Origin of the sequence: Mesorhizobium sp. ES1-1, from assembly GCF_020164785.1 — a bacterium.
GTDB lineage: Bacteria > Pseudomonadota > Alphaproteobacteria > Rhizobiales > Rhizobiaceae > Mesorhizobium.
In genome coordinates this window covers 21,557-45,823 of record NZ_JAIUGX010000002.1, presented here as the reverse complement: position 1 = coordinate 45,823, position 24,267 = coordinate 21,557, and the positions used below count along the sequence as shown (strand labels likewise).

Annotated in this window: 22 protein-coding genes; 4 read left to right on the top strand and 18 right to left on the bottom strand. The window is 62.7% G+C overall.

All coding sequences use genetic code 11. The features are described 5' to 3' along the window. Positions 1-131: 131 nt before the first annotated feature. The 4 genes from LB513_RS03005 (at position 132) to LB513_RS02990 (ending at position 3,947) form a co-directional block, all read left to right on the top strand. Complete coding sequence (locus tag LB513_RS03005; protein WP_224661982.1) at positions 132-1,076, top strand: ABC transporter permease; 945 nt, start codon at positions 132-134, stop codon at positions 1,074-1,076. Between the two features lie 10 nt (positions 1,077-1,086). Beyond that, on the top strand, positions 1,087-2,589 hold the full coding sequence (locus LB513_RS03000; protein WP_224661981.1) for a sugar ABC transporter ATP-binding protein: 1,503 nt from the start codon (positions 1,087-1,089) through the stop codon (positions 2,587-2,589). 26 nt (positions 2,590-2,615) lie between these two features. Further along, on the top strand, positions 2,616-3,404 hold the full coding sequence (gene attM / locus LB513_RS02995) for a quorum-quenching N-acyl homoserine lactonase AttM (protein ID WP_224661980.1): 789 nt from the start codon (positions 2,616-2,618) through the stop codon (positions 3,402-3,404). 141 nt (positions 3,405-3,545) lie between these two features. After that, entirely contained in the window at positions 3,546-3,947 is a 402-nt protein-coding gene (locus LB513_RS02990; protein WP_224661979.1) for a YybH family protein, read from the top strand. A gap of 229 nt (positions 3,948-4,176) precedes the next feature. Here LB513_RS02990 and LB513_RS02985 read toward each other — a convergent pair whose 3' ends face one another. The 18 genes from LB513_RS02985 to LB513_RS02900 all read right to left on the bottom strand — a co-directional run bounded on the left by LB513_RS02985 (position 4,177) and on the right by LB513_RS02900 (position 24,171). Beyond that, complete coding sequence (locus tag LB513_RS02985) at positions 4,177-5,286, bottom strand: four-carbon acid sugar kinase family protein (RefSeq protein WP_224661978.1); 1,110 nt, start codon at positions 5,284-5,286, stop codon at positions 4,177-4,179. Then, positions 5,283-6,287, bottom strand: a complete 1,005-nt coding sequence (gene pdxA / locus LB513_RS02980) for a 4-hydroxythreonine-4-phosphate dehydrogenase PdxA (protein ID WP_224661977.1) — start codon at positions 6,285-6,287, stop codon at positions 5,283-5,285. The genes LB513_RS02985 and pdxA overlap by 4 nt, the downstream gene beginning before the upstream one ends. A 40-nt stretch (positions 6,288-6,327) precedes the next feature. Next, on the bottom strand, positions 6,328-7,077 hold the full coding sequence (locus LB513_RS02975; protein WP_224661976.1) for an SDR family NAD(P)-dependent oxidoreductase: 750 nt from the start codon (positions 7,075-7,077) through the stop codon (positions 6,328-6,330). 1 nt (position 7,078) lies between these two features. Further along, positions 7,079-8,017 carry a 3-hydroxyacyl-CoA dehydrogenase gene (locus tag LB513_RS02970; protein WP_224661975.1) on the bottom strand — a complete coding sequence of 313 codons (939 nt, stop codon included), beginning with the start codon at positions 8,015-8,017 and terminating at the stop codon, positions 7,079-7,081. Continuing rightward, positions 8,017-8,892 carry an N-acyl homoserine lactonase family protein gene (locus LB513_RS02965; protein ID WP_224661974.1) on the bottom strand — a complete coding sequence of 292 codons (876 nt, stop codon included), beginning with the start codon at positions 8,890-8,892 and terminating at the stop codon, positions 8,017-8,019. The genes LB513_RS02970 and LB513_RS02965 overlap by 1 nt, the downstream gene beginning before the upstream one ends. Continuing rightward, a complete protein-coding gene (locus LB513_RS02960) occupies positions 8,864-9,475 on the bottom strand; it encodes a hypothetical protein (protein WP_224661973.1) in 612 nt (203 codons plus the stop codon). The genes LB513_RS02965 and LB513_RS02960 overlap by 29 nt, the downstream gene beginning before the upstream one ends. After that, positions 9,468-10,511 (bottom strand): LacI family DNA-binding transcriptional regulator, encoded by a 1,044-nt coding sequence (locus tag LB513_RS02955; protein WP_224661972.1) that lies wholly within the window; start codon positions 10,509-10,511, stop codon positions 9,468-9,470. The genes LB513_RS02960 and LB513_RS02955 overlap by 8 nt, the downstream gene beginning before the upstream one ends. Before the next feature lie 23 nt (positions 10,512-10,534). Next, positions 10,535-11,824, bottom strand: coding sequence for a histidinol dehydrogenase (hisD, locus tag LB513_RS02950; protein WP_224661971.1), 1,290 nt, complete (start codon positions 11,822-11,824; stop codon positions 10,535-10,537). Between the two features lie 64 nt (positions 11,825-11,888). Beyond that, positions 11,889-13,109: a sugar ABC transporter substrate-binding protein gene (locus LB513_RS02945; protein ID WP_224661970.1), complete on the bottom strand. Its 1,221-nt coding sequence runs from the start codon at positions 13,107-13,109 to the stop codon at positions 11,889-11,891. 106 nt (positions 13,110-13,215) lie between these two features. Then, positions 13,216-14,244, bottom strand: a complete 1,029-nt coding sequence (locus LB513_RS02940; protein ID WP_224661969.1) for an ABC transporter permease — start codon at positions 14,242-14,244, stop codon at positions 13,216-13,218. Then, entirely contained in the window at positions 14,241-15,233 is a 993-nt protein-coding gene (locus tag LB513_RS02935) for an ABC transporter permease (RefSeq protein ID WP_224661968.1), read from the bottom strand. Before LB513_RS02935 ends, LB513_RS02940 begins: the two co-directional genes overlap by 4 nt. Next, on the bottom strand, positions 15,230-16,765 hold the full coding sequence (locus tag LB513_RS02930; protein ID WP_224661967.1) for a sugar ABC transporter ATP-binding protein: 1,536 nt from the start codon (positions 16,763-16,765) through the stop codon (positions 15,230-15,232). The genes LB513_RS02935 and LB513_RS02930 overlap by 4 nt, the downstream gene beginning before the upstream one ends. A gap of 680 nt (positions 16,766-17,445) precedes the next feature. Beyond that, positions 17,446-18,327 (bottom strand): SMP-30/gluconolactonase/LRE family protein, encoded by an 882-nt coding sequence (locus tag LB513_RS02925; protein WP_224661966.1) that lies wholly within the window; start codon positions 18,325-18,327, stop codon positions 17,446-17,448. 2 nt (positions 18,328-18,329) lie between these two features. Further along, positions 18,330-19,298 (bottom strand): ABC transporter permease, encoded by a 969-nt coding sequence (locus LB513_RS02920; RefSeq protein WP_224661965.1) that lies wholly within the window; start codon positions 19,296-19,298, stop codon positions 18,330-18,332. Continuing rightward, a complete protein-coding gene (locus LB513_RS02915; protein ID WP_224661964.1) occupies positions 19,295-20,305 on the bottom strand; it encodes an ABC transporter permease in 1,011 nt (336 codons plus the stop codon). The genes LB513_RS02920 and LB513_RS02915 overlap by 4 nt, the downstream gene beginning before the upstream one ends. A 2-nt stretch (positions 20,306-20,307) precedes the next feature. Further along, on the bottom strand, positions 20,308-21,840 hold the full coding sequence (locus LB513_RS02910) for a sugar ABC transporter ATP-binding protein (RefSeq protein ID WP_224661963.1): 1,533 nt from the start codon (positions 21,838-21,840) through the stop codon (positions 20,308-20,310). A gap of 35 nt (positions 21,841-21,875) precedes the next feature. Next, positions 21,876-22,943: a substrate-binding domain-containing protein gene (locus LB513_RS02905; protein WP_224661962.1), complete on the bottom strand. Its 1,068-nt coding sequence runs from the start codon at positions 22,941-22,943 to the stop codon at positions 21,876-21,878. A gap of 163 nt (positions 22,944-23,106) precedes the next feature. Then, complete coding sequence (locus tag LB513_RS02900; protein ID WP_224661961.1) at positions 23,107-24,171, bottom strand: sugar ABC transporter substrate-binding protein; 1,065 nt, start codon at positions 24,169-24,171, stop codon at positions 23,107-23,109. Positions 24,172-24,267: the final 96 nt, after the last annotated feature.

Sequence of the window (24,267 nt, the reverse complement as noted above, 5' to 3'; positions counted from 1 at the left end):
CGGATTGGCCAAAAATGCACCCGAATGACGGGATTGGACACGTGACGAAAGTTGACCATCAAACCTCCCCCGCGATCGCGCAGAATGTGGCCAGGACCACCACATCCTCCGGACGAAAAGAGTCTGCCGCCATGCGGTTTCTGCGGCGCTGGGGAACGATTGTCGTCATCGTGCTTGCGGGTCTCGGCTTCGCGTTCGCCTCGCCTTACTTCGCAACCGTCTCAAACCTGAACAATGTACTGTTTTCGATGATTGTCAGCGCTCTGGTCTCCATGGGGCTGACCTGGGTCGTGATGGCGGGCAGCTTCGATCTTTCCATTGGCCTGACGGTGACGACATCGTCCATCCTGGTGGCCTTCCTGATGCCGATCGTCGGGCCCTGGCTCGCCATCGTCATCGCGCTCGTCGCCGCTTGCGTCATCGGACTTGTGAACGGTGTCCTCGTCACCTACGGACGGCTGTCGGGCATTGTGGTGACACTGGGCGTGATGTTCGTCCTTGACGGCATCAACGTCTTTATCACCGGCGGCTATCAGGTCCCCATCGATTACGGCGAAACTGCCTTCCTGTATCTCGGTCAGGGCAAGCTCGGTACCATCGGCGTGCCCGTCATCATCCTGCTCGTCGTATTCGCCCTGGCCCTCATCGCCGCAACGCGCACGCGTATTGGCCACTATATCGCCGCTGTCGGCGACAACCCCATGGCGGCCTTTTACTCAGGCATCAATGTCTACCGCTGGGTGATCCTGGCCTTCGTTCTTTCGGCCTTCATGTCGGGGATAGCAGGCATTATCGTCACCTCGATCTCGTCCTCGGCTCAGCCCGTCGGCGGCGAGGGTTACCTGCTCGAGGCGTTCGCCGCTGTATTCCTTGGCGCCACCGTCCTCGGCAAGGGCAAACCCCATATTCTCGGCACCCTGGTCGGGGTGTTCTTCCTCTACATGGTGGATTCGGGGATGAACATGGTGGGCTTCCCCTTCGCGGCCCGCCACATCTTCCAGGGCCTGGTCCTTATCGTCGCGGTTGGCGCCAACGCGCTGCTCAACCGTGAAGAAGTCCATCTCAAATTCATCTGAGGAGATGGCCATGTCGCATGCACCCCTCGTCGAATTGATAAACCTCGAAAAGGAATTTGCAGGCACCAAGGCGCTGAAGGGCGTCAGCCTGAGTTTCGCCAGCGGCGAGGTGCACGGCCTGCTTGGCGAGAACGGCGCCGGCAAATCGACGCTCATCAAAATCCTGACGGGGGTCTACAGCCCCACCGCCGGAGAAATCCTGCTCGAGGGTGTCCCGGTTAGGATTTCGAGCCCTCCGGAAGCCCACCGGCTGGGTCTGGGTGCCGTCTACCAGGATGCTGAACTCGTCTCCAGCTTCACCGTCGGCCAGAACATCCTGCTAGGCAACGAGCCGGGGCGGATAGCTTTGAACGACCGGGCCATGCACGATGAAGCGGCTCGCATCCTGGCTAGAATGGGAATCGACCTTGACGTAAGGCGGCTCGCCGGCAACCTCTCTGCGGCCGAGATGCAGCTCGTCACGCTGGCGACGCTATTCCATCGCCGCTACAAGCTGATTGTGCTGGACGAACCGACCGCGCGACTGTCAGCCGCCGAGTCCGAGGTGCTCTTCCGGATCATCGAGGGTTTCAAGGCCCAGGGCATCGCAATCGTGTACATTTCCCATCGGCTCCGCGAGGTGCAGGAGATCTGCGACCGTGCCACGATCCTGCGCGGTGGCCTCGTCTCCGGCACGCTGAACCGGGGCGAGGTCACCGAGGACCGCGTTACCGAACTGATGGTCGACCGCAATCGTTCGGAGCTGACGACCTTCAACACTGGCGAAAGCGTCCTCCCGGACGTTGCCCTCGAGGTGACCGCCATATCCACGGCCCGGCTAGCCCCGCTCAGCTTCCACGTCAACGCAGGCGAAGTCCTTGGTGTCACTGGGCCGGTCGGTGGCGGCATGGAAGAGCTCGCCCGCGCGCTTGGCGGCATAACGCGCCATTCCGGAAGCGCCTCGGTGCGTGGCAAGACCGTGGCACTGGCAACGCCGATTCAAGCCCGCAGCGCCGGTATCGCCCTCATCCCGGAAGATCGGCGCAAACAGGCCCTGTTCCCGTCCCTGTCGGCCGCCGAGAATATCTGCCTGCCGGTGCTGAACTCGCTGCAGCGCCTGCTGGCGGTCAGCCCGGGTTCGATGCGAAGATATGCCGACGGAGTGATGGAGCGGCTCGCGGTCCGACCGCCCAATTCGTCCACGCAGGTGCGGTTCTTCTCAGGCGGCAACCAGCAGAAGCTGGTTATCGGCAAGTGGATGAGCGCCGGGGCGGCCGTCTATATAGTCGTCGAGCCCACTAACGGTGTCGACGTGGGCGCGATCAAGGAAATCTATGACATCATCCTTGGCCTGGCGCGCGGCGGTGCGGCGGTGCTTCTAGTCTCTTCGTCGCTGCGCGAGACGCTGGCCATGGCCGACCGCATCATGGTCATCCACGACGGCGCAAAAGTCGCCGAAGCCCCGAAGAAAGAGTGGACCTACGACGAGTTGCTGGCCGTAACGCTGAGCGGGATATCCCGACGCGCCGCATAATCAATCGAACAGAAGGAGGACGATCCATGAGCACCGACATTCGGCTCTACATGTTTCAGACCGGTCAGATCCGGCAAAAGGAGGTCGACATCAAGCTTGGCTACAGCCAGGCCGAGTTCTTCACGCCGATTCCCTGGTACCTGATAGTCCACCCCAAGGGCAACATTGTCATCGATGGCGGCACTGCCGTCGAGGCAGCACGCGATCCAGAAGGTTGGTGGGGCGACACTACCAAGAAATACTACCCCATCATGGACCCCCAGGAGGGCTGCGTGAATCAGCTGAGCAAGATCGGTATGAAGCCGGACGACATCAAATTCGTCCTGCATTCGCACCTCCACCTCGATCATTCCGGGGCCTGCGGCAACTTCCCGAAGGCACGTCACCTAGTGCAACGGCGTGAGATCGACTGGGCCTTTGCCGCCGACTGGTTCATGCAAGGGGGTTACATCAAGAAGGACCTCACCAAGGACGGCATCACCTGGGACGTCATGGAGGACGAGGACCAGTATGACGTGTTCGGTGACGGCAGCGTCCAGACCTTCCTGTCGCCGGGGCACACGCCAGGTCACCAGTCGATCATGGTGCGGCTGCCTGAAACCGGCCCCATCCTGCTGGCGATCGATGCCGCCTACACCATGGACCATTGGGAAGAAAAGTGCCTGCCCGGCGCACTGACGTCCGCTCGCGAAGCCGCCGCCTCGGTGCGGCGCCTGCGCCGGATCGCCGAGAAAGAAAACGCGATCGTGGTGCCAGGGCACGACATGGAGACCTGGCAGCAATTCAAGAAAGCTCCGGCCGAGTTTTACAAATAGGCCGATAAGAGGTTTCCGCGACCGGTTTGAAACGCCGGCCGCGGCCCCCTCCCCAATTCGTCCAACCCGAGCGAACGCGGTGCGGCCGCGCAGCGCAGTCGATCACTATTGCCGTCAACCGTTCCTTCGGAGCAGTTTCCAATGCACGACATCCTCGACAAGATACAGGAGCGCTGGAACGCCGCCGCCGCCGCCTGGGATCCGAAAGCGCTTGCCCGCATCTACACGAAGGACGCCGTATTCTTCGGATTGCTACCCCGGCTCTACGTCGGTCGTTCGGAGATCGAGGAATATTTTGGGAGCTACCGGCTGATCCTTGCGAAAGTTGAGCTTACCCTGGTGGACCAGAATACCCGCCGAATGGCCCCCGATGTCTTCGCAGCACAAGGGTTCGGTAATATCCTCAATTACAACTTTGATGGGACCGTGATCAAAAACGTGGTTCGCTCAACCTTCGTCATTGTTGAAAAGGTCAATGAATGGCAGATCGCTCTGCACCATTTCTCAGAGCTCGTCCCCGGGCAAACACCCTCTCGCGGCTAGCGAAATCGGCCTCTCAATTTCCTCACCTTCGTTTGCTTCTGGGAGAAGCTCAGATCTCACTTGAAGACTGACACGAGGCATTGCGGTCCGCAGCTTTGGGCAGCAACCGGACTTTCAGTCTTGGCTATAGGCCGCGCAGGGTGCGCCGGCCGGTGCCAGCGCGAGATAAAGGTCATATGCATTCCGCAGAGCTCTGCGCTGCAGGCAGTGAACGTTATGGCCGAGCTTATCAACCGCGCGTGGTGCTGGCACCTGCCGGTTCGTAGGCTTGCGCCGGGGCGAGCAGCCGGACCAGGAGGTCTTCGCCGCCGAAGCCGCCGGATTTAGAGACAATAAGCGTATCCTCCCAGGCGCCCCCGACCATCCGGCTTATTCCAACACCAGGTTCATAAAGCCCCTCACATCGTAGATACCGGGCGCCGCAAATGCGGGCCAGCAATCGAAGCGTCCACCCACCTGTAACCAGTACGGCTTGAGGTCTCGGGATCGTCGCCACGAGCCGATCGAGGGAACGCTCGATCATCAATCGAGCCATCGCGTCCGAGGCAACGCCGGTGGGCGCGGCCAGCAAGGCCGGCGGCTCGGGCAGCTCTGTGCTGCCGCCGTCCATGATGAAGGCCTTTGATGTTCCGATTGCGGCGATTTGGCGCCGTGTCACCGGATGATCTGTCCCGCAGATCGCAAAGTCCAATATTGGCGGCGGCACCTTGAAGGGTGCGCCTGTGGCAAGAACGGAAGCAAGTCCCGCCGTCCCGACATAGATATCATTGCCGCCACCGTCGAAATCGGCAACCGCGTTTTGAAGGTCGGCATCGGTCTTAGCATTAGCCACGACGAATCCGCTCCGCACCGCTCCATCGCCGATCATCCCAGCCGGAACACCATGGCTTAACAGCGCATCGGCTAGCGCCGGGCCGACCTGCGTCAAGCCTTGATCGGAGCCTGCCCATTGCCGCCCATTGATTGTAACGCGATCCATGGCAGGGAACGCCGGCGCAAAAAGCGCGCGCTCGAAGCGTCCCGCGCGAAACGCGGCGATCGCTTCCGCGATCGGATGGCCACGCATGACGCTGTCGATCTTCTTGAACGAGAGCAAACCGAATTTGCGTTCGGCAAAAATATCGGCGACACGGCTGCAGGCCGTCCCCTCATCCAAATCACGCGTGTCGAGGTCGATCGCGTTGCGGCCGGAAATGGTGGGAGGCGGGTCGAGCCAGACCTTGATCGGGTTTTCGGGCGTGGCGAAATAGCCGGCCGTGTCGAGCGCGCCGGTGATGTCGTCGGCGACGATCAGGACATCCTGCTTACCGACGCCTCGCCCGATCGGACCATGCTTCACGCGGCCTTCTCCGCGGTGAGCGACAGGGCGTAGTCGATCGCCTCGATGAGGCTGCTTTCGCGCGCGATGCCGCGGCCGGCTATGTCGAAGGCGGTGCCGTGGTCGACGGAAGTCCGCACGATCGGCAGGCCGAGCGTGATATTGACCCCGCTCAAGCCCAGCCATTCGCCGGTCTGCGGGTCGATCTGGAAGCCTAGCAGCTTCACCGGAATATGCCCCTGGTCGTGGTACATAGCCACGACCGCGTCATAGGAACCGCCACGCATTTTCACGAACACGGTATCGCCCGGAACAGGCCCATGGACGTCGTGCCCCCGCGCACGGTAATCGGCTACGATCGGCTCCGTGACGCGAATGTCGTGGGTGCCGAAAATACCGCCTTCTCCCGCATGCGGATTGAGCGCAGCGACCGCGACGCGAGGAGCAACAATTCCGAGATGTTTCAAGGCTTCGATTGTTAGGTCGAGGACTCTGCGCATCCGTTGTTCCGTCGCCCGCTTCGGTACATCCTCCAAAGCAATATGGGTTGTGACGTGGCTAACACGGAAAGATCCGTGCGCTAGCATCATTGCGCTGTCTCGCGCCTTGGTCAGCGCCGCCAGGAGCTCCGTGTGGCCAGGGAACTGATGGCCGGCCAGATGTAGCGATTCCTTGTTGAGCGGCGCTGTGACGATAGCCGAAGCCTCGCCCGCCATTGTACGCCGAACGCCCTCGACCACTGCTTGGTAGGCCTGATTGCCACCTTGTGCCGACACCTGGCCGATGCCGACCGCGTTACCCTCGATAGGCCAAATGCCCAGCGGTTCATCGGCCGTCGCCACGGTGGGCAAAGGCAAGTCAAGCGACCGCGCTGTCTCGCTCAGCACTGCCAGCGACCCGATCAGGCGCAACCGAAACGCGCCCCTCTCCAGCTGTGGAGCGAGATGCCGGCTGGCCTTGAGCGCGATCTCGGGTCCGACGCCTGCCGGATCGCCAACGGTGATGGCAATGGTTGGTGTCATACAGCTCTCCCCAAGTGATGTCCGGCGTTCACGGCAACAATCAGGCCAAAGGCCGCCCGCCGTCGACCGGAATGACAACGCCGGTCGCGAAGCGAAGCTGGCTCACCGCCGCAAGGACAGCCTCGGCGACATCGTCAGGCGTGCCCAATCGCCCGAGCGGGGTCCGGCTCGCCTGTTCGTCGCGCCAGGCTTCGTCGCGGCCCTTGATGAAGTCCGTGTCGACGACGCCGGGCGAAACCGACACCACCCTGATCTTTGGGGCGAGAGCGCGCGCCAAGGACTTCGTCAAATTGTCGACCGCGGCCTTGGATGCGCAATAGGCGATGTTGCTGCCCATGGCCGTGACGCCGGCGATGGACGAGATGTTGACAATCACTCCGTCGCCCGTGCGGTCGAGCAGCGACCGCATCGCTCGCGTCGTAGCGATTACGCCGCGCACATTGACGCTGAGGATGCGGTCGATAAGCCCGTCGTCCAGGCTGTCGAGGTCGGGATGCGCCACGAAGCGGGTTATACCGGCGCAATTGACCAGGATATCCAACCGGCCGAACTTGCCTCCGATCTCGTCTTTCAGCCGCTCCAGGCACAAGCTGTCGGTCACAGTCGCCTCGGCGACCATGTGATCACCAGGCGCAAGGGTCGAGGCCAAGGTTTCGGCAGCTTGGCGCGAGCTGTTGTAGCCGATGACGACCGAGCCCCCCTCCTGCGCCAGCGTGGACACGATCTTTGCCCCGATGCCGCCCGTGCCTCCGGTCACCAGGGCGACCTTGCCTTGCAGTGTTCCCGCCATGTCAGGTACCAGTGCGTCGCTTATGCGCGGCCAGCGCCATCAGGTTGCGGTCGCGCCAGGTGCTGCGTTCGCCGAGATGCGATGCCGACAGCTTCTCGCGACGTTCTGCCTCGGCCTTTGCTATGAGCGCTTCGGACCATGGCGCCGGGTCGCGCCTTGCCAGAGCGATCGAATGGTAGAGCGGCCCCAGGCGCCGCGCATAGTCCGCGATCCCGCCCGGCGCGTTGAGGTCGATCGTCTCGAAGGGCCCCATGAAGGACCAGCGATAGCCAAGCCCGTGCGAAACGGTGAGGTCGATGTCGGCCGCACTCGCGACGCCCTCCTCAAGCAGCGCCCAGGCCTCGTTGAGCAACGCACCCTGCAGCCGGTTGAGCACAAAGCCATCGACCTCCTTGCGCACGACGATGGCGGCCTGGCCTGCCTGTTCCATCTGCGCTCGCAGCCAAGGCACGACTTCGGCGTCTGTCCATGGCGCCGGAACCAGTTCGACCAGCGGGATCAGATGCGGCGGGTTGACGGGGTGCACGACGAGGAAGCGAGCCCTGTTAGCGCATTCCTGCGTGAAAGCCGAGGCGGGGATGCCCGAACTCGAGCTGCCTACCACGGCGTCCGGTCGCATGACCCGATCGATCTCGAGACAGACGGCTCGCTTGACGTCGCTACGCTCGAGCACCGACTCCTGGACATAGTCGGCGCCGGCGACCGCGGCCTCCAGCGTGTCGACTACGCTCACCCGCCGCATGATGGGCTCGACGGCGTCGACCAGCCCTGCCTCCCGCATGTCTTCTAGGCTGGCGCCGACCCTGTCGATCACCGTCGCGCGGATCTCGGCGCTGCCATCGTAGATCACGACATCGTGCCCCGCCCGCGCGAAGACTATCGCCCATCCCCGGCCGACCAGCCCTGCCCCAACGATGGCAACCTTGCGGATTGCCTCCATCACTGCACCCGCGATTTCTCGCCGTCCGCGAGGCAGATCTCGCTGATGCGCAAGCCATTCTTGGTGATGCGCGACGGGAACCGGTCCTTCAGTCGTTCTTCGTGGATTGGAATGACGCGGCGCGCCTCGTAATTCACTTGCTTCATCATCTCCTCGGTCGCCAGCACGAGATTGGTCTGGCTGCCGACCGCCAGGCCCACCGGTACGTAGAGCGTCTCGATATCGACGGCTGCTCCCGAGCCCTCGATGTTGTCAAAGACATAGACGAGATCGCCCGCCAGCACCCAGCTATCTTCCTTGCCGTTGCGCACGGTCACCCACATCGAACCATAGGTGTGGCTGTCGAACGCCGGATTGAGATCGATGTTGGGCAGCACGTCCTGCCTGGCGCCATCGATCGTCACCAACCGCTTCTGGCGGGCAAGGTCGACCCCGCGCACGATATCGCCCGGATCGACGGCGACATTCATCCAGCGCATGCGGTCCGGCAGCGACATAGCCCAGACCCATTTGGCGATCTCCTTCTCCTGGATGTAGAAAATTGCCATGGGAAAGTCCTCGACATTGCCGAAATGGTCGAAATGGGCGTGTGTTACAAAGACCGTGTCGACGTCCTCCGGCGTCAGGTCGATCTCGCCGAGGACGGCTTTGGGCGAATGCCAGTTCTCTACGCCGAACTTGTCGCCGAGATGCTTGCCGTAATCCTTGTTGTTGTAGCCGACATCGACCATGGCGACATGGCCGTTGCCCTTGATCAGCGCATAGCAATAGGGAAGCTTGACGTAGCCCTGATTGTGGGCGCCGTAGAGAACGCCGCTCTTGTGGTAGTTGGAGACGTAGCTGTACTCAAGCACCCAGATCGAATATTGGCCCATCGTTTCCTCCCTGATGTCGCCAGCGCTGCGCACAACTGCAGCATGCATGATTGAAATCGACCGGTGTCATGCCGGCCCGTGGTTCCGAAGCCGCCTGCAGCCAGGCATAGGCGTGCTTGATCCTGTCTCCCGCCCGGTCGAGATGCTGCTGCCAGTCGCGTTGCAGCCGAGCCATGCCGAAGTCTTCAAGCACTTCGCCGAGCGTCGCATGGGTGGTCGCCAGGCGGGCATGATGGCTCGCAAGGCCGCTCGGCGCCCGCAAGGCGCCGAGGCGCTGCTCGATCTCGGTCCAGCGCTCACGCGCCGCGGGGATATCCGGCAGGTCGAACACATCGCGGCGACCCCCGGCCTGGGCAAGGACCAGCAAGCCGGCGACCTGTCCGATCAGCCGGCGCAAGCCGTCATAGACGGGGCGGGTCGCGACCACATAGCGCACGGTGGCCTCATCGGCCGCGTTATCCTCATCGACCGCAGATTTCCCGCCTTCGGCGCCCGATGCCTGAGGCATCGCAACCAACTCGCAATCATAGCGGTGAACGGTTACGGCGCGCTCGAAGAACCGCTTGGCGGACGGGTCAGTCATCATGCCTCCGGCGCGTCGTTGCACGCTCGATCACGGCGCCCGGGGGGATCATCTGCACGACCGGCTCTCGCCCGGCATTGGTGCCAAGTTCCTTGGCCAGCGAGACCGTGGCCTGGAGCATCTTTTCGATGGGCTGCTGAACGGTCGTCAGCCCGTGCGACGGCCAGTGAGCCATCTCGATATCGTCGAAGCCGACAATCGAGATGTCGTCCGGCACGCGGAGGCCGGCTTCACGCCGCACACCGTCAAGAAAGCCGATGGCCAGGATGTCGTTGGCGCAGAACACGCCGTCGGGCATCTTCTTGAGGTCCCGGAGCTTACGAGCGGCCTCGTAGCCGGCGTGATAGCTGAACTGCCCCGCCTCGATGACGATGGGCGCGGCGATCCCCCGTTCCACTGCGCGTTCACTAAAGCCGCGGTGACGGGCGACATTGGTCGAGGCATCCGTGAGCGCGGCGACATAGGCCAGGCGTCGGTGGCCCGTCTCGATGAGGTAATCGGCAATGCTTTGGCCGCCGAGGATGTTGTCGCAGGAGATGCCGAAAGCGTGGTCGTCTGCCGACAACCGGTTGAAGAAGATCACCGGCGTGCCGGCCTTGCGGCATTCCTGCGCGGCTTCCGAGGACAAGGTCGCCGCCAGGATAATGGCAAGGTCGGGCTGGTAGTTGAGGAGGAGCCGCAGCGCCTCGTCGACCTCTCCAGACTGGTCGGCCGCGACCAGCATTACATTCATGTCGATGGCGCGCAGCTCGGTTGTGAGCCGAGTGAGCACTTCCGGATAGAACGGGTTCGTGATGTCGGCGACGACAACGCCGACAATGCGCGTCTTCTTGGTGATAAGGCTGCGCGCGAACGGATTCGGCGAATATCCGATCTCCCGCGCACGGTTCAGCACCACGCCCCGGGTTTCCTTGGCGATCACGGCATCGGCGTGAAAGGCCCTGGACACCGTCGCGACAGACATGCCCAGGTCGCGCGCCAGATCCTTCACGGTCACGCGGGGCTTGCTGTTCTTGTTGCGGGCGATAATCGACATGAAAACTCCGTTTGCGCGATGCCCTAGGCCTCGTTGCGGCCTCCGTAGCGGCGGACCCGGATGTTCGCCTGCTCGGCATGCCCGTAGAACCCTTCAAGGACACACAGGCGCGAACAGTATTCCCCGATCATGGCGCTCGCTTCGTCGGTGAGGACGCGCTGATAGGTACAGGTCTTGATGAACTTGCCAACCCACAAACCTCCGGTGTAGCGGGCCGCCTTCTTGGTCGGCAGGGTGTGGTTGGTGCCGATGACCTTGTCGCCATAGGCGACATTGGTACGCGGTCCCAGGAACAGCGCGCCATAGTTGCGCATGTTGGTCAGGAAGTAGTCGGGATCGCGGGTCATCACCTGCACGTGTTCCGAGGCGATCCGATCGGCTTCCGCGACCATCTCCTCGTAGGAATCGCACACGATCACTTCACCATAGTCGGCCCAGGCCTTGGCAGCGAGCTCAGCCGTCGGCAGGGTCTTCAGCTGCCGCTCGATCTCAGCCATGGTGTCGCGCGCCAGCTTTTCGGAATTTGTCAGAAGCACCGCCGGGCTTGTCGGGCCGTGCTCGGCCTGGCCGAGCAAGTCCGTCGCGCAGATCTCGCCGTCGACGCTCTCGTCGGCGATCACCAGCGTTTCGGTCGGGCCGGCGAACAGGTCGATGCCGATGCGACCGTAGAGTTGGCGCTTGGCCTCGGCGACGAAAGCGTTGCCGGGACCGACAAGCATGTCGACGCGCCCGATGGTCTCGGTTCCGAGAGCCATGGCGCCGACGGCCTGAATACCGCCCAGGACATAGATCTCATCGGCCCCGCCCATATGCATGGCGGCGACGATCGCCGGATGCGGCCCGCCCTGGAATGGCGGCGCGCAGGCAATGATCTTCTTCACGCCGGCCACCCTTGCCGTGACCACGCTCATATGCGCGGAGGCGACCATCGGATATTTGCCGCCCGGCACGTAGCAGCCGACTGTTTCAACGGGAATGTTCTTGTGGCCCAGGACGACGCCCGGCAGCGTTTCCACTTCGAGATCCTGCAGACAGGCGCGCTGCTTCTCCGCGAAGTTGCGGACCTGCGCCTGGGCGAAACGGATATCCTCCAAATCCCTCTGCGAGACTTTGGAAATGGCCTCTTCAATATCGCTGTCACTCAGCCGAAAGCTTGGCGGCGACCATTTGTCGAAACGTTCGGACAGTTCCCGGAGGGCGGCGTCACCCCGCTTCTCGATATCGGCAAGGATCGTCTCGACGGTCGTGCGAACAACCGCGTCGCCCTGGGCAACAGCCTCGGGATCCCTGCCCCGCTTCAGAAAGGTCGGCATTTTCTCATCCTTGTCTTGGTGGGATGGACGGCTTGATGCCGTCCATCTGGCGCATTGCAGATCGTCAGGGCTTAACTGTCGGCTCGATCTTGGTGAGCTTGTATTCGTCGGCCGGCGCCTTGCAGGACGAGCAGTTGATGCCGGGCGCGTCGGGCGCATGCTTTACATCCGCCGGCAGGGGCTGGATCGACGCTCCGGGCGTCGGCTTGCCTTCCAGCGCCGACTGTAGCGACAGTTCCGGCAGGAGCTCAGGATTGAAGACTTCGGTGACGAAGGATGAAGGCACCTTGTCGGACGGGAACACGTTACAGCCATCTGCAAAAGTATCGCCCTTGCAGGGCTTGACCTGATCAGCGGGCACCCACGGCAACGGGTACTCGACGTTCATCGGCTTCAATTCGCGCTTCTTCGTCAGGATCTCCATCATGAGCTTGAACGCATAGCCGGAGGTTGCGGGCGGCGAACCGGCCGAGACGCCCTTGAGGCCCATGCCCTGCATCTTTGGATCGGCCAAGCCGAGGCGGAAGCCGTCGGAGTTCTCGCCGGTCATCGGCACCAGCTTGTTACCCTTGTCGAGCTGTGCCTGGATGGCGCCGTATTCGCCGGCCTGGGCCCAGATGCCGTCGACGTCCGGATGCGCGGCAAGCGCCTTGGCCGTCTCCTGTTGCGTGGTGCGGTCATCCCAGTATGAGTAATATTCCGCCACCACCTTGATGCCGGGATACTGCTTGAAGATGTGCATCGCGCCGTCGGTATGGCGCTTGTCCACCGAGTTGCCCGGAACGCCACGGCTGAGGAAGATGTTTCCCTTACCGCCAAGGATATTGACCAGCGCCTGGGCGCTGTTCTCGCCGAAACCGGCGGTGATGTAGCTGACATTATAGGCGCAGGGTTCGGTCACCGTCGCGTCATACATGAAGAAGAGCACGCCCTTCTGGCAGCCGCGATGGATGGTGCGGTTCAGCGCCGTCGACGAAATCGGGAAGCTGATGATGCCGTCGGCGCCATCCTGGATCATGCTTTCATAGGCAGAGATCTGCGCCTGCGGATCGGTGCCCGAGATGACCTCCTTCAATTCCACCGTCTTGTCATAGGGAGGCGTCTGCGCCAGTGCCTTGACGATGTTGGCGGCCTCGGACTGCCACGAATTGCCGCTATAGCTCAGCGACAGATAGACCTTTAGTTTCTTGTCCTGCGCGTGGGCGTGGTCGATGACCGTCGCGACACCCGCGGTTGTGGCAAGCGTCAACGACGCCGCCAGTCCCAGTCTTTTCAATAAGTTCATTACATCAACCTCCCTTTGGAATTTGGCCCCTGCAGGTGCCGGACCAGAGCTTGTGAGAACGTTCTCACAATTGGACAAAAGACAATTGGTGCATGCTGGCGCTGGGTCATTTTCCTCGCGTCAGCATCCGATTTCCGATGTGGGTCAGGAACTCCCCCCGCAGCACCAGCAAAGCCCCGACAATGATCGCGCCCTCGATAATGGTCCGCCACCCTTCGCTGAGCCCGATGGCCGAGATCATCGTGCCTAGCGTTGTCAGAAGGATCGCGCCGCCGACCGTACCTATGAAGGTGCCGCTGCCGCCGAGGATGGAGGAGCCGCCGATCACGACGGCAGCGATCGAAGGCAGCATATAACTGTCGCCCATCCTGAGCGTAGCGCCGTTCGAATAGCCGACCAGCATCATGCCGACGAAGCCGGCGCAGGCAGCGCTGATCGCGTAGGGTACGAGTTCGAGCCGGTTGACGCTGACACCGGCGATAAGTGCCGCGTTCCGGTTGGTGCCCAGTGCTCGAAGCCGGCGTCCAAGCGCGGTGAAATTTTGCAGGAGCCAGCCTAACAGGATGAAGGCAAGGGTGAAGTAGATGACCACCGGCACGCCGAGGAACCACGACTTCATCAGCCACAGCAAAGCCGATGGCGAGCCGCCGCGCGGCGTGCCGCTTGTGTAGCCGAGCGCCACCGAGGCGACGACAATCGACGTCGCCATCGTCATGATGAAGGGCGGCACCTTCAACCACACGATGCCGATGCCGCTCACCGCGCCAACAAGGGCACATATGACGAGGATGGCCGGCAGCATATACCAGACGCCTGTGTCAGCCGTGCCTATCCAGGTCGTGGTCAGGACACCGCCGAGCGTGATGAGGGCGGGGATTGATAGATCCAGCCCGCCGATCAGGATGACCAGCCCCTGCCCGAACGACATGATGACCAGGAATGAGGCAAGGATCAGCACTGTCAGCACCTGGCTCCAGGACCCGAGCGCGGGGCTGATGAAGCGCGAGCACACAATCAGAACGATGCTCAATCCGAACACGAGAAGCGTGTTTACGGTTTCCCGGTCGAGCTTCTGTCTGCCGCGCCGGTCGGAAGAGGCCTCGAATGGCATCTTTATGTCCTTGTGTGCGTTCACCGGACTTCGTCCTTCCTGAGCAGGCGCGCCACCGCGTTGCCGAAGACGATCGCGAGCACCAGGACGAAGCCCTGGAAGATGCCGGTGTAGAAAGAGGACACGCCACCCGAGAAGAGCACCTTCTGCAGCAGCATGAGCGTGCCGGCGCCGAGGATCGAGCCGACAAGGCTGCCGCGGCCGCCGCTGAGCGGCGTTCCGCCGAGCGCCACGGCGGCGAAGGTGAGCATCAGGAAGGGCGTGCCCGCCGTCGGGTTGCCGGTCGCGGTCTGGGCACTCAGCATGAAGCCGGCGACGCCGTAGAGGATGCCGGCGCCGACGAAGGCAGCGATGCGAACGCGGGATACGGCCACGCCTGAGAAACGGGCCGACTGCTCGTCGGCGCCGATCGCATAAAGACCGATGCCGGTGTTGGTGCGCCGGAAGGCCAGCCAGAGCACAATGGCCGCGACCAGGAACAAGCCGGCGATCGGAACAACGCCGAACAGCGTGTCGGTCAAGGTATAGGTGACGAAGTCGGCGACCATGCCGCCTGGCGCATCCAGAATGACGAGCGCCAGCCCCTGGCAGACGATCATGGTGCCCAGCGTCGCGGCGATGGTCTGGAGCCCGAGTTTCGCGACCAGGATGCCGTTGATCAACCCGACCAACGCGCCGATCGCGCAGCACATCAACAGGCTGATCAGCGCGCCACCCGGCCCGTCGAGCGGATAGACGGCCATCAGCACGTTGGTCAGCGACACGACGCCCGCGACGGACAGGTCGAAGCCGCGGCTGATGACCACCAGCGTCTCGCCCGCCGCCGCGAGCGCCAGCGGAGTCGAATTGTTGACGAGGTCGGTGAATGTGTAGACCGATAGCGCATCGGGCTGCCAGAAAGCGTAGAGCGCATAGAGCAGCACGTAGATCAGCGCCACGATGCCGGTGCCGCTGACGACGGCGCGCCACGGACGCGAGCGGCGAGGCGCCGGATTTGCCGCGATCGCGCTCATGCGGCCACCACAACGTCCGCCCCCCGGGCATGGCCGATAAGCGCGCCGACGATCGTCTGCTCGTCTATGGCGCCGGCCTCGTATTCGGCGAAGATACGGCCGCCATAGAGCACGAGGCAGCGATGTGCGAGGTGGACGAGTTCCGGCAGTTCGGACGAATAGAAGAGCACGGAGCCGCCGTCGGCGGCGAATTTACGGATCGCCTCGTAGATCGACTGCTTGGTTCCGACATCGACGCCACGCGTCGGATCGAAGAGCAGCAGCGTGCGGGCGCCGGTCATGATGACGCGCGCCAGCAGCGCCTTCTGCTGGTTGCCGCCCGACAATTCGTCGATCTTGAAGTGCAGATAGCGTTCCTGGAGGTCGACCACCGCTGCCGTCTCGCGCGCGGCGCGACGCTCGCCGGCCGGCCAGACGACGCCGCCCCGCGCGATGCGAGAGATGATGGGAAGCACCATGTTGCTGGCCGTGGTGAGGCCGGCCAGGATGCCTTCCGACTTGCGGTCCTCCGGCAGGAAGGCGAGGCCGTTGCCGGTCCGGAGCGCGGCGCCCGGACTGCCTATCTCGGCGCGCACGCCGTCGATCTCGACGCTTCCGCCCTTGACCTTGGTAAGTCCGATCAGCGTCCTGAACAGGTCTCGCTGACCTTGGCCTTCGAGCGCGGCGATGCCAACGATCTCGCCCTGCCTGACATTGAACGACACGTTGCTCAAGATGCCGCCCGAAAGCCCCTTGACGGCGAGCGCTATGGGCGCCGCGTCCCCGGCAGCCGGCAGGGCGTTGGTCGTTTCGCGCGCGCTGCGGCCGACCATCATCTCGAAGATATTCGCGTCCGAAGCGCCCGAAAGCTCGACGGTGCCGATGCTGCGCCCGTTGCGCAGGATGGTAGCGCGCGAGCACAAGGTGCGCACTTCGCCGAGCCGATGAGAAATGTAGAGGATGGCGGTCCGCAGGGACTTTTGCCGGCGCACGAGCCCGAAAAGCCATTCGACGTCGGCGAGAGCTGCGGTCGGCTCATCGAGGATCAGCAGTTTCGCGGCATGGGTAAAGGCGCGGACGATTTCGAGCCGCTGGCGATCCGACAGCGAGAGCACGCCGACCGGCGTGGTGGGATCAAAATGCGCGAGACCGTATTCCTTGAGGATCCTGTCGGCGGAAGCCCTGGCTGTGCGATGCGAATGCAGGCCCAGCATCCCCTTCGGCATTTTCGGCAGCAGCAGATTCTCGGCAATGCTAAGATTGGGCAGGAGGCTGAGTTCCTGGAAAGCCGTCGCCACCCCTTGAGTGCGCGCATCGACAATGCCGTGCGGAGTGTAGGAAGCCCCCAGAATCGACATCGATCCGCTGTCCGGCTTCACCACGCCGCTGAGGATCTTTACCAGCGTCGACTTGCCGGCACCGTTCTCGCCCAGGAGCGCGTGGACCTCGCCCGGGCGCATGTCGATGGAAACAGAATCGAGCGCCACGGTCGGACCGTAGGATTTCGCGATCCTGTCGATGCGCAGGGCTGGTCCGGTCTCGTCGATGCTCATACCTCCTCCCAAGGTAAGGCCGCAGCTGCGGTGAGAACGTTCTCTGAGAACGTTCTCACCGTTTCACAATGCACCGTTTGTTGTCAATTGGTTTTTGATGGCCTCATACCGAGTACCAGATTGCTGCTACAGCTGCTTTAGACAACGTCACATCGACTGTGCTATGTCCCTGTTCTTGCTTGATAATTATGGAAGAAATGACGAACTAGGATCTTGGCGCCCCAGCCATCGACCGGCGGTCCGTTCCAGACACAGGGGTTACGGTTCATACCTGAGACATAGGTAACACTTTTGGCCGAAGGGTTTTGGAGTAGTTCGAGCTTGCATGTCTCACATCGAAATATGCCAAATCATGATTCATGGAGCTGGCCAGCCAGATATGGGTCGTCGACCTGTTTGATGCCGAGGGACCGACCGGCGAAGACCAGGCTGAGGCTGATTCTGTCAATTGGGGAAATGGGGCCACATTCGGGGCGGTTACGGCCTTGCGCGCGTTACGGGCGCAGGCAGGTGCGCAGCAGATTACCCAACCTTACACAGCCGGTTCCTTCGGCGCGAAAGACCGCCACCCGGGACAAGGAACCGTGGATCAAAGACAATAGGCGAAAATATCAATGCTGCGTTGCCATGCATTTGGCCGGCATCGCGCTGTCGTCATTGCTTTCAGTTGCGGACTCCCGTCAGCCTTTGAAAGGCGGTAGGGGAAGGCCCTTGACGCCGACGTCGAGCGCGAACAATCCGCCCGGATTTTGCTGGCCGGAGAAGTGAGCGTCCGGGCGCTTGAGCACGGCCGAGGTGACATAGAGGATGTCGAGGTCCTTGCCGCCGAATTCGCAGCAGGTCGGCAGATCGGTCGGCAGCACCACTGTCTGCATCAACCGGCCGTCCGGGTCGTAGCGACAGACCTTGCCGGTGACCGGGATGGTGACCCAGTAACAGCCTTCGGCATCGACAGTCGCGCCGTCGGCGACGCCGCCCGTCACCGTCATGTCGATAAAGGTGCGGCGGTTCTCGATGTCGCCGCGGACGGGGTCGAAATCATAGGCCCAGACGGCGCCCGCATGACTATCGGAGAAATACATGGTCTTCGAATCCGGGCTCCATGCCAGGCCGTTGGAACAGCCGATGCCGTCGATCATCTTGTGGACCGACAGGTCGGGATCGAGCCGGTAGAGCGCGCCGATGAATTCAATCGGCTGGCCCGCCACCTCGAACATCGAGCCCGACCAGAACCGGCCTTGCCTGTCTGGCTTGCCATCGTTGAAGCGAGTGTTGGGCATATCCGCTTCCGGATCGACGATCGCCTCGAATTTGCCGGTCGCCGGGTCGAAGAAATGGAAGCCGTCGGCCATGGTCAGCACCAGGCCGCCCTTCTCGCGCAGGCCGAGGCAGCCAAGATATTCCGGAGCCTCGAAAACTTCGTCCTTGCCGGTCGCTGGATCGTAGCGATGGATCAGCTTCTTCCAGATGTCGATCCACCAGAGCACCCCGGCCCGCGGATCCCAAAGAGTGCCTTCTCCGAGCTCGGCTCTGGCATCGACGACACAGGTGATTTCAACCATGCTCAGTTCGCCTTTCCGCGCAGCTTGCCGCCTAGGCCGGAAAATGTTTCGCTGCCGATCGAAACGGTGAGCAGGATCACCGCGCCATAGACAACGAGCAGCGCACCGCTCGACAGATTGAGGGCCGGAAGAAGTCCGGTGAGGATCGTCAGCACCATGGCGCCGGCCACGGTGCCGAGATAGTGGCCGCTGCCGCCGAGGATCGACGCGCCGCCGATGGCGACGGCAGCGATCGACGTGAAGAGATAGGCGTCGCCCATGCCGAGATAGGCCTGGCCGGAATAGCCGGTCAGAAGCATGCCGGCGAAAGCGGCGGTCAGTCCCGATATGACATAGGTCAGTATGGTGGTGCGCGCCGTCGGCACGCCGGAGAACTCGGCGACCGTCGCGCTGGTGCCGAGCGCGTAGAGGTGACGTCCGAACGCCGCCTTGGAGAGCAGCAACGTCGCCGCGAGGGTCAATGCCAGCCATATCAATGCAATGACGGGAAAGCCGCCGATGCGCCCGACCGACAGGAACTGGATCAGGGCCGGCGCCGAGGGCGTCGGCGAGCCGCCGGTCAGCACCAGGATGAGGCCTTGCAGGATGACGTTGGTCGCTAATGTCATGATGATCGGCGGCACGCCGAACTGGGCGACGCCGACGCCGTTGACCAGGCCGATGAGGGCTCCGCCGGCGAGCAGCAGCGGCATGACCCACACCAGCGGCAGGTCCTGGCCGCCACACAGAAGAGCCATAACGATGGCCGCGGAATTCAGCACCCAGGGGACCGACAGGTCGATGCCGCCGCCGATGATGACGACAGTCTGGCCGAGGGCCACGATGCCGACGAAGGCGGCCAGCACCACGGTCGAGCGCATGTTGGAGATGGAGAGGAAGCCCGGCGAAAACAGCGCCGTGACCAGGAGCAGCACGACCATGCCGGCATAGGCCAGCACGATGAGCCGGTTACGGGCGAGAAAGGCGCTCATTGGACACGGTTCCTTGCGGCCTTCTCGGCGACGGAACTGGCCAGCACCGAAAGCAGCAGGATGACGCCCGACGCGACCGGCTGCCAATAGCTCGACACGTGCAGAACGAAGACGAGATTGCCGATCAGGGTCAGCACGAAGGCGCCGATCAGCGTGCCGGCGAGGTGCCCGCGGCCGCCGAACAGGCTGACTCCACCGATGACAGCCGCCGCTACCGAAGGCAGGATGTAATCCTTTCCGATGGTCGGCGAACCCGCCCCGGTCTGCGTCACCAGGAACAGCGCCGCACCCGCCGCGAACAGGCCCGACAGGCCGTAGGTGACGAGATTGACGCGGGTGATCGAGACGCCCGACAGGAAGGCGGATTTCTCATTGGATCCGGTCGCCTGGATGGTAAGCCCGACGCCGGTCGCGCGGAACCACCACCAGAACATCAGCAGCGCCAGCAGCATCCAGACAGGGCTGGTCAGGCCGAACAGTTGCGCCGAGGCAAATCCGACCCACCAGCCGGGAATGCTGCCACCGTCGGTCGGAAGGATGATCATGGCGATGCCGTTGAGGATAGACCAGGTCGCCAGCGTCACCAGGAAGGGCTGCAGCTTGAGCAGCGAAATCAACAGGCCGTTGAACGCGCCGATGAGGAACCCGAGCGCCAGGATGATGACCATCCACAGTGCCGTGGTCGACGGATCGTCGGTGAAGCGCGTCGCCGCGATGACAGTGCCGAGGCTGATCATGCCGCCGATCGACAGATCAATGCCGCCGCGCACCAGAACGATGGTCTGCCCTGTCGCCGCCAGCATCAGCGTCATCGCCGCCGCCGTATCCAGATTGATCTCGTCCAACGTGAAGACGCCGGACTGCAGGCTGCCGTAGATGGCGACAATAAGCGCCAGCATCAGGCAGGCGACCAGGAACGGCGCGCGGTCCAGCACGCGGCCGCGCCAATCGATGCCAGGCGGCTGCATTTTCGTCTCGACCGATCTTTCCGCGACGGACATTGCCATGCTCAGGCAGCCTCGCTCTCGAGCATGGCGGCGCGCAGGATATCCGCCTCCGAAATCCGGTCGCCTTCAAGGGTCGCGGCCACACGTCCGTTGCGCATCACCAGCACGCGGTCGGCGACATGGACCAGTTCCGGCATGTCGCTGGAATGGAACAGGATGGCGTAGCCCTTGGCCGCCAGTTCCCGCATCAGCTGGAAGATTTCGCCCTTCGTGCCGACATCGACGCCGCGTGTCGGATCGTAGAGCAGCAGCACGCGCGCCTGCGTCAGCAGCATCTTGCCGAAGATCACCTTCTGCTGGTTGCCGCCGGACAGCGTGCCGGCGAGCTGCTCAGGCGTACCCGCCTTGATGCGCAGGAAGTCGACCATTTCCTTGACCAGGTCCGCTTCCTTTCGCCGGCTCAGCAGGCCGTGCTCGGTGAAGCGCCCGATGACCGACAGGGTCAGGTTCTCGCGCACGCTCTTGGTCAGCAGCAGGCCCTGCCCGCGCCGGTCCTCCGGCACCAGGGCGATGCCGTCCCTGCCCGTCAACGCCTGGCGTGGATTGTTGATGGACACCGGCTTGCCCCACAGTTCAATGGTGCCGCTGGCCTTGGTGGCGCCAAACAGCGACTGGAACAGTTCGCGCTGGCCATGGCCCTGCAGGCCGCCGACACCGAGCACCTCGCCCTCGCGCAGGGCAAAGTCGACACCCGAAAGCCGGCTGCCGCTGGAAAACTCCTTGACGCTCAGCGCGATGCGATCGGTCGCCGTGGCGATGCGCTCGGGATAGAGCCGGTCGAGGTGGCGGCCGATCATCTGGGTGACGATTTCATTGTCAGAGACGGCATTCGCCTCGTGCACGGCGATGGTGCTGCCATTGCGGAAGATGGTCAGCCGGTCGGCAATGGCGCGCACCTCGGCCATGCGATGCGAGATGAAGATGACCAGCCTGCCTTCGGCAGCCAGCTGCCGGGTCAGCTTGAGCAGCCACTCCGCCTCCCGCGCTGGCAGCGCCGACGTCGCCTCGTCTAGGATCAGGATGCGGGGGTCCTTTGCCAAACCCTTGGCGATCTCGACGATCTGCCGCTCGGCCAAGGTCAGCCGCCGCAGTTCCTGGTCAGGACGCAGCGTCGGGAAATTGTATTTGTCGAGCAGCGCCAGCGTCTTGCGACGCATCTCCGCGCGGTTGACGGTGCGCAGCAACGTCTTTGGTTCATGACGGAACCAGATGTTCTGCTCGACGGTGAGATCGGGGATCAGAGACAATTCCTGGAACACGGCGGCGATGCCGCGTGCTTGCGCTGCATCCGGATTTGCGGTGCGATAATCCTGTCCTTCCACCAGGATCGAGCCACCATCATGCTGGACCGCACCCGACAGGATTTGGATAAAGGTGCTCTTGCCGGCGCCGTTCTCGCCGAGCAGCGCATGCACCTCGCCGGCGCTGGCGCTGAATGTCGCTTCGCTGAGCGCGACGATGCCGCCATAGCGTTTGGACAGGCCGTTGACGGTGACGAGATCCATGAATGTGCCTTCGAAAAGCTCTCCCGACATCTTGCGATGCCGGGAGCCAATGTCGTGTTCAAATCTTACTTGCTGCCGGCGGCTTCCGCGGCGGTGATCTCTACCCAGTCGGGCGTGATCGGCAAGGTCAGGCCAGGCGCCTGGTCGGGGAAGGCATTTTCGCCGACCGCGATCTTGATCATCTTTGTGCCGGGATAAAGCTGAGATTCGAAGGGATCGGTGGTGACGAAATCACCCTTCACGGAAACGGACCGGTCAGCCGGCTTCTTGCCGGTATCAAGAATCTCGACCGCCAGCTTGATCGCTTCCGAAGACAGATAAGCCGGGTTCGACCCCAGTATGCATTTCGCGCCCTGCGTTTGCGCGCAGGTGACGGCGGCGACATTGTAGGAGAAGCCGACGACCGGAACGATCGGTCGGCCGGCATCTTTCAACGCCTGGATGGCGCCCGAGCCGTAGCCCTGCGTCATGATGCCATCGATCTTCGGGTTGGCGGCCAGCAGCGCCGCCACGCCCGACTGTTCGGGCCCGAGAGCGTAGTTGCCGTTGTAATAGCCGACGACCTTGATATCCGGGTATTTGGCCAGCACTTTCTCATAACCCTGCTGCAACTGCGCCGAGATCGGCGCACCGGCAAGACCGCGGTCGAGGATTATGTTGCCCTTGCCGCCGAGTTGCTTGGCCATCCACTCGGCCATGACGGAAGGGATGCGGTCCCAGTCGGAGGCGACTGCGAACGCGCAGGGCTCGGTGACGACCTGGTCGAAGCTGATGACGACAATGCCCGCGTCGCAGGCCTTCTTGATGGTCGGGTTCAGTGCCGAATCCGAACCGGCGTCGACCAGGATGGCATCCGGCTTCTGCCGGATGATGTTGTTCAGCGAGTTGATCTGCGCCTGGACGGTGTTCTCGACGTTCTCGATCTTGAGGTCGACCCGACCCTTCAGCGGCCCCTTGCTGACCGACACGGTGGCGACGCGTTCCATCTGCTGGCGCCAGTCATTGCCGACGAAATTGTTCGAGAGATAGATGGTGTAGGGCTTCTTGTCCTCTGCGTGGCTCGGTGCTGTGCCGACGGTGATTGCGGAGATGGCTAGCGCTGCCAATCCGGCGCAGACTGTCTTGAAATTCATGGTCTCCTCCTTCGTGTTTCCTGCATCAGCCGGTGATGGACTTCGCCATTTTGACGGGTGCTGCATGTAAATTGATACCGGTACCAATAGCCCTTGTCAATTTTGAGCCAAGGCGCGTTGGAAAGGCCTGGATGGACAATTTTTCGTCTACCGGAAGGCATCGTCATTTCGAGCCGGCGGCCTCGGCCGGGGTTATGTCAACCCAATCCGGGCTGGCCGGAAGAAACAGGCCCGGTGCCATATCCGGAAAGGCATTCTTACCGACCTCTATCTTCTGCATGGTCGCATCGGGATACAATTCCGACGGGACCGGATCGGTGGTGAGGAAGGCATTGCGCAGCAATATCTTCTTTTCAGCCGGCTTCTTGCCGTCGAGGATCTCCACCGCAAGCTTTAAGGCTTCAGCCGACAGATAGGCAGGGTTCGGAGCAAGTATGCATTGCGCGCCCTCGGTCTGAGCACAGGTCGTCGTTGTCAGGTTGAAAGGACTGCCGGTGACGGGAACGATCGGACGCCCGGCATCCTGCAGCGCCTTGATCGCGCCGGCGCCGTAGCCCTGGACGAAGACGGCGTCGACTTGCGGGTGCGCCGCCAGCAGGCTGGCAACGCCGGCCTGCTCCGGTCCCAGTGCATAGTCGCCGTTGAAATAGCCGACCACTTCAATGCCGGGATATTTCTTGATGACTTCCTCGAAACCGCCCTGCAGCTGGGCGGAGATGGGAGCCCCGGCAAGCCCGCGGTCGACAAGGATCTTGCCCTTGCCGCCGAGCTTCTTGACAAGCCATTCGGCCTCGACGCGCGGCGCCCGGCCCCAGTCGGACTCCATCGTATAGGCGCATGGCGCGCTGACGATCTGATCGAAAGCGACGATTACAATGCCGGCATCGCAGGCCTTCTGAATAGTCGGGTTAAGGGCCTCGCCGGAGCCCGCGTCGATGACAATGGCGTCAGGCTTGTTACGAATGATGTTATTGAGGGAATTGATCTGTGCTTGAACAGTCGTCTCGACCACCTCGACCTTGAGGTCGACGCGACCGGCAAGCGGCGGCTTCTTGACCGCGATGTCGGCGCTGCGCAGCATCTGCTGGCGCCAATCATTGCCGACGAAATTGTTTGAGAGATAGATGGTGTAGGGCTTCTTGTTCTGTGCGTTGGCGGGTGCGGGACCGATCGACAGCAAAGCCGTCGCGATCGCCGCAAGCCCGGCAAAGACTGCGCCTGCTTTCATGATTTCCTCCTCCCATGTTTGGTGTCTGCCGCGCGAACGCCTCTGGCTCTCAACTACCTTCGAGACCCTCTACCGACAGACCTTCTCCCCGTGCAT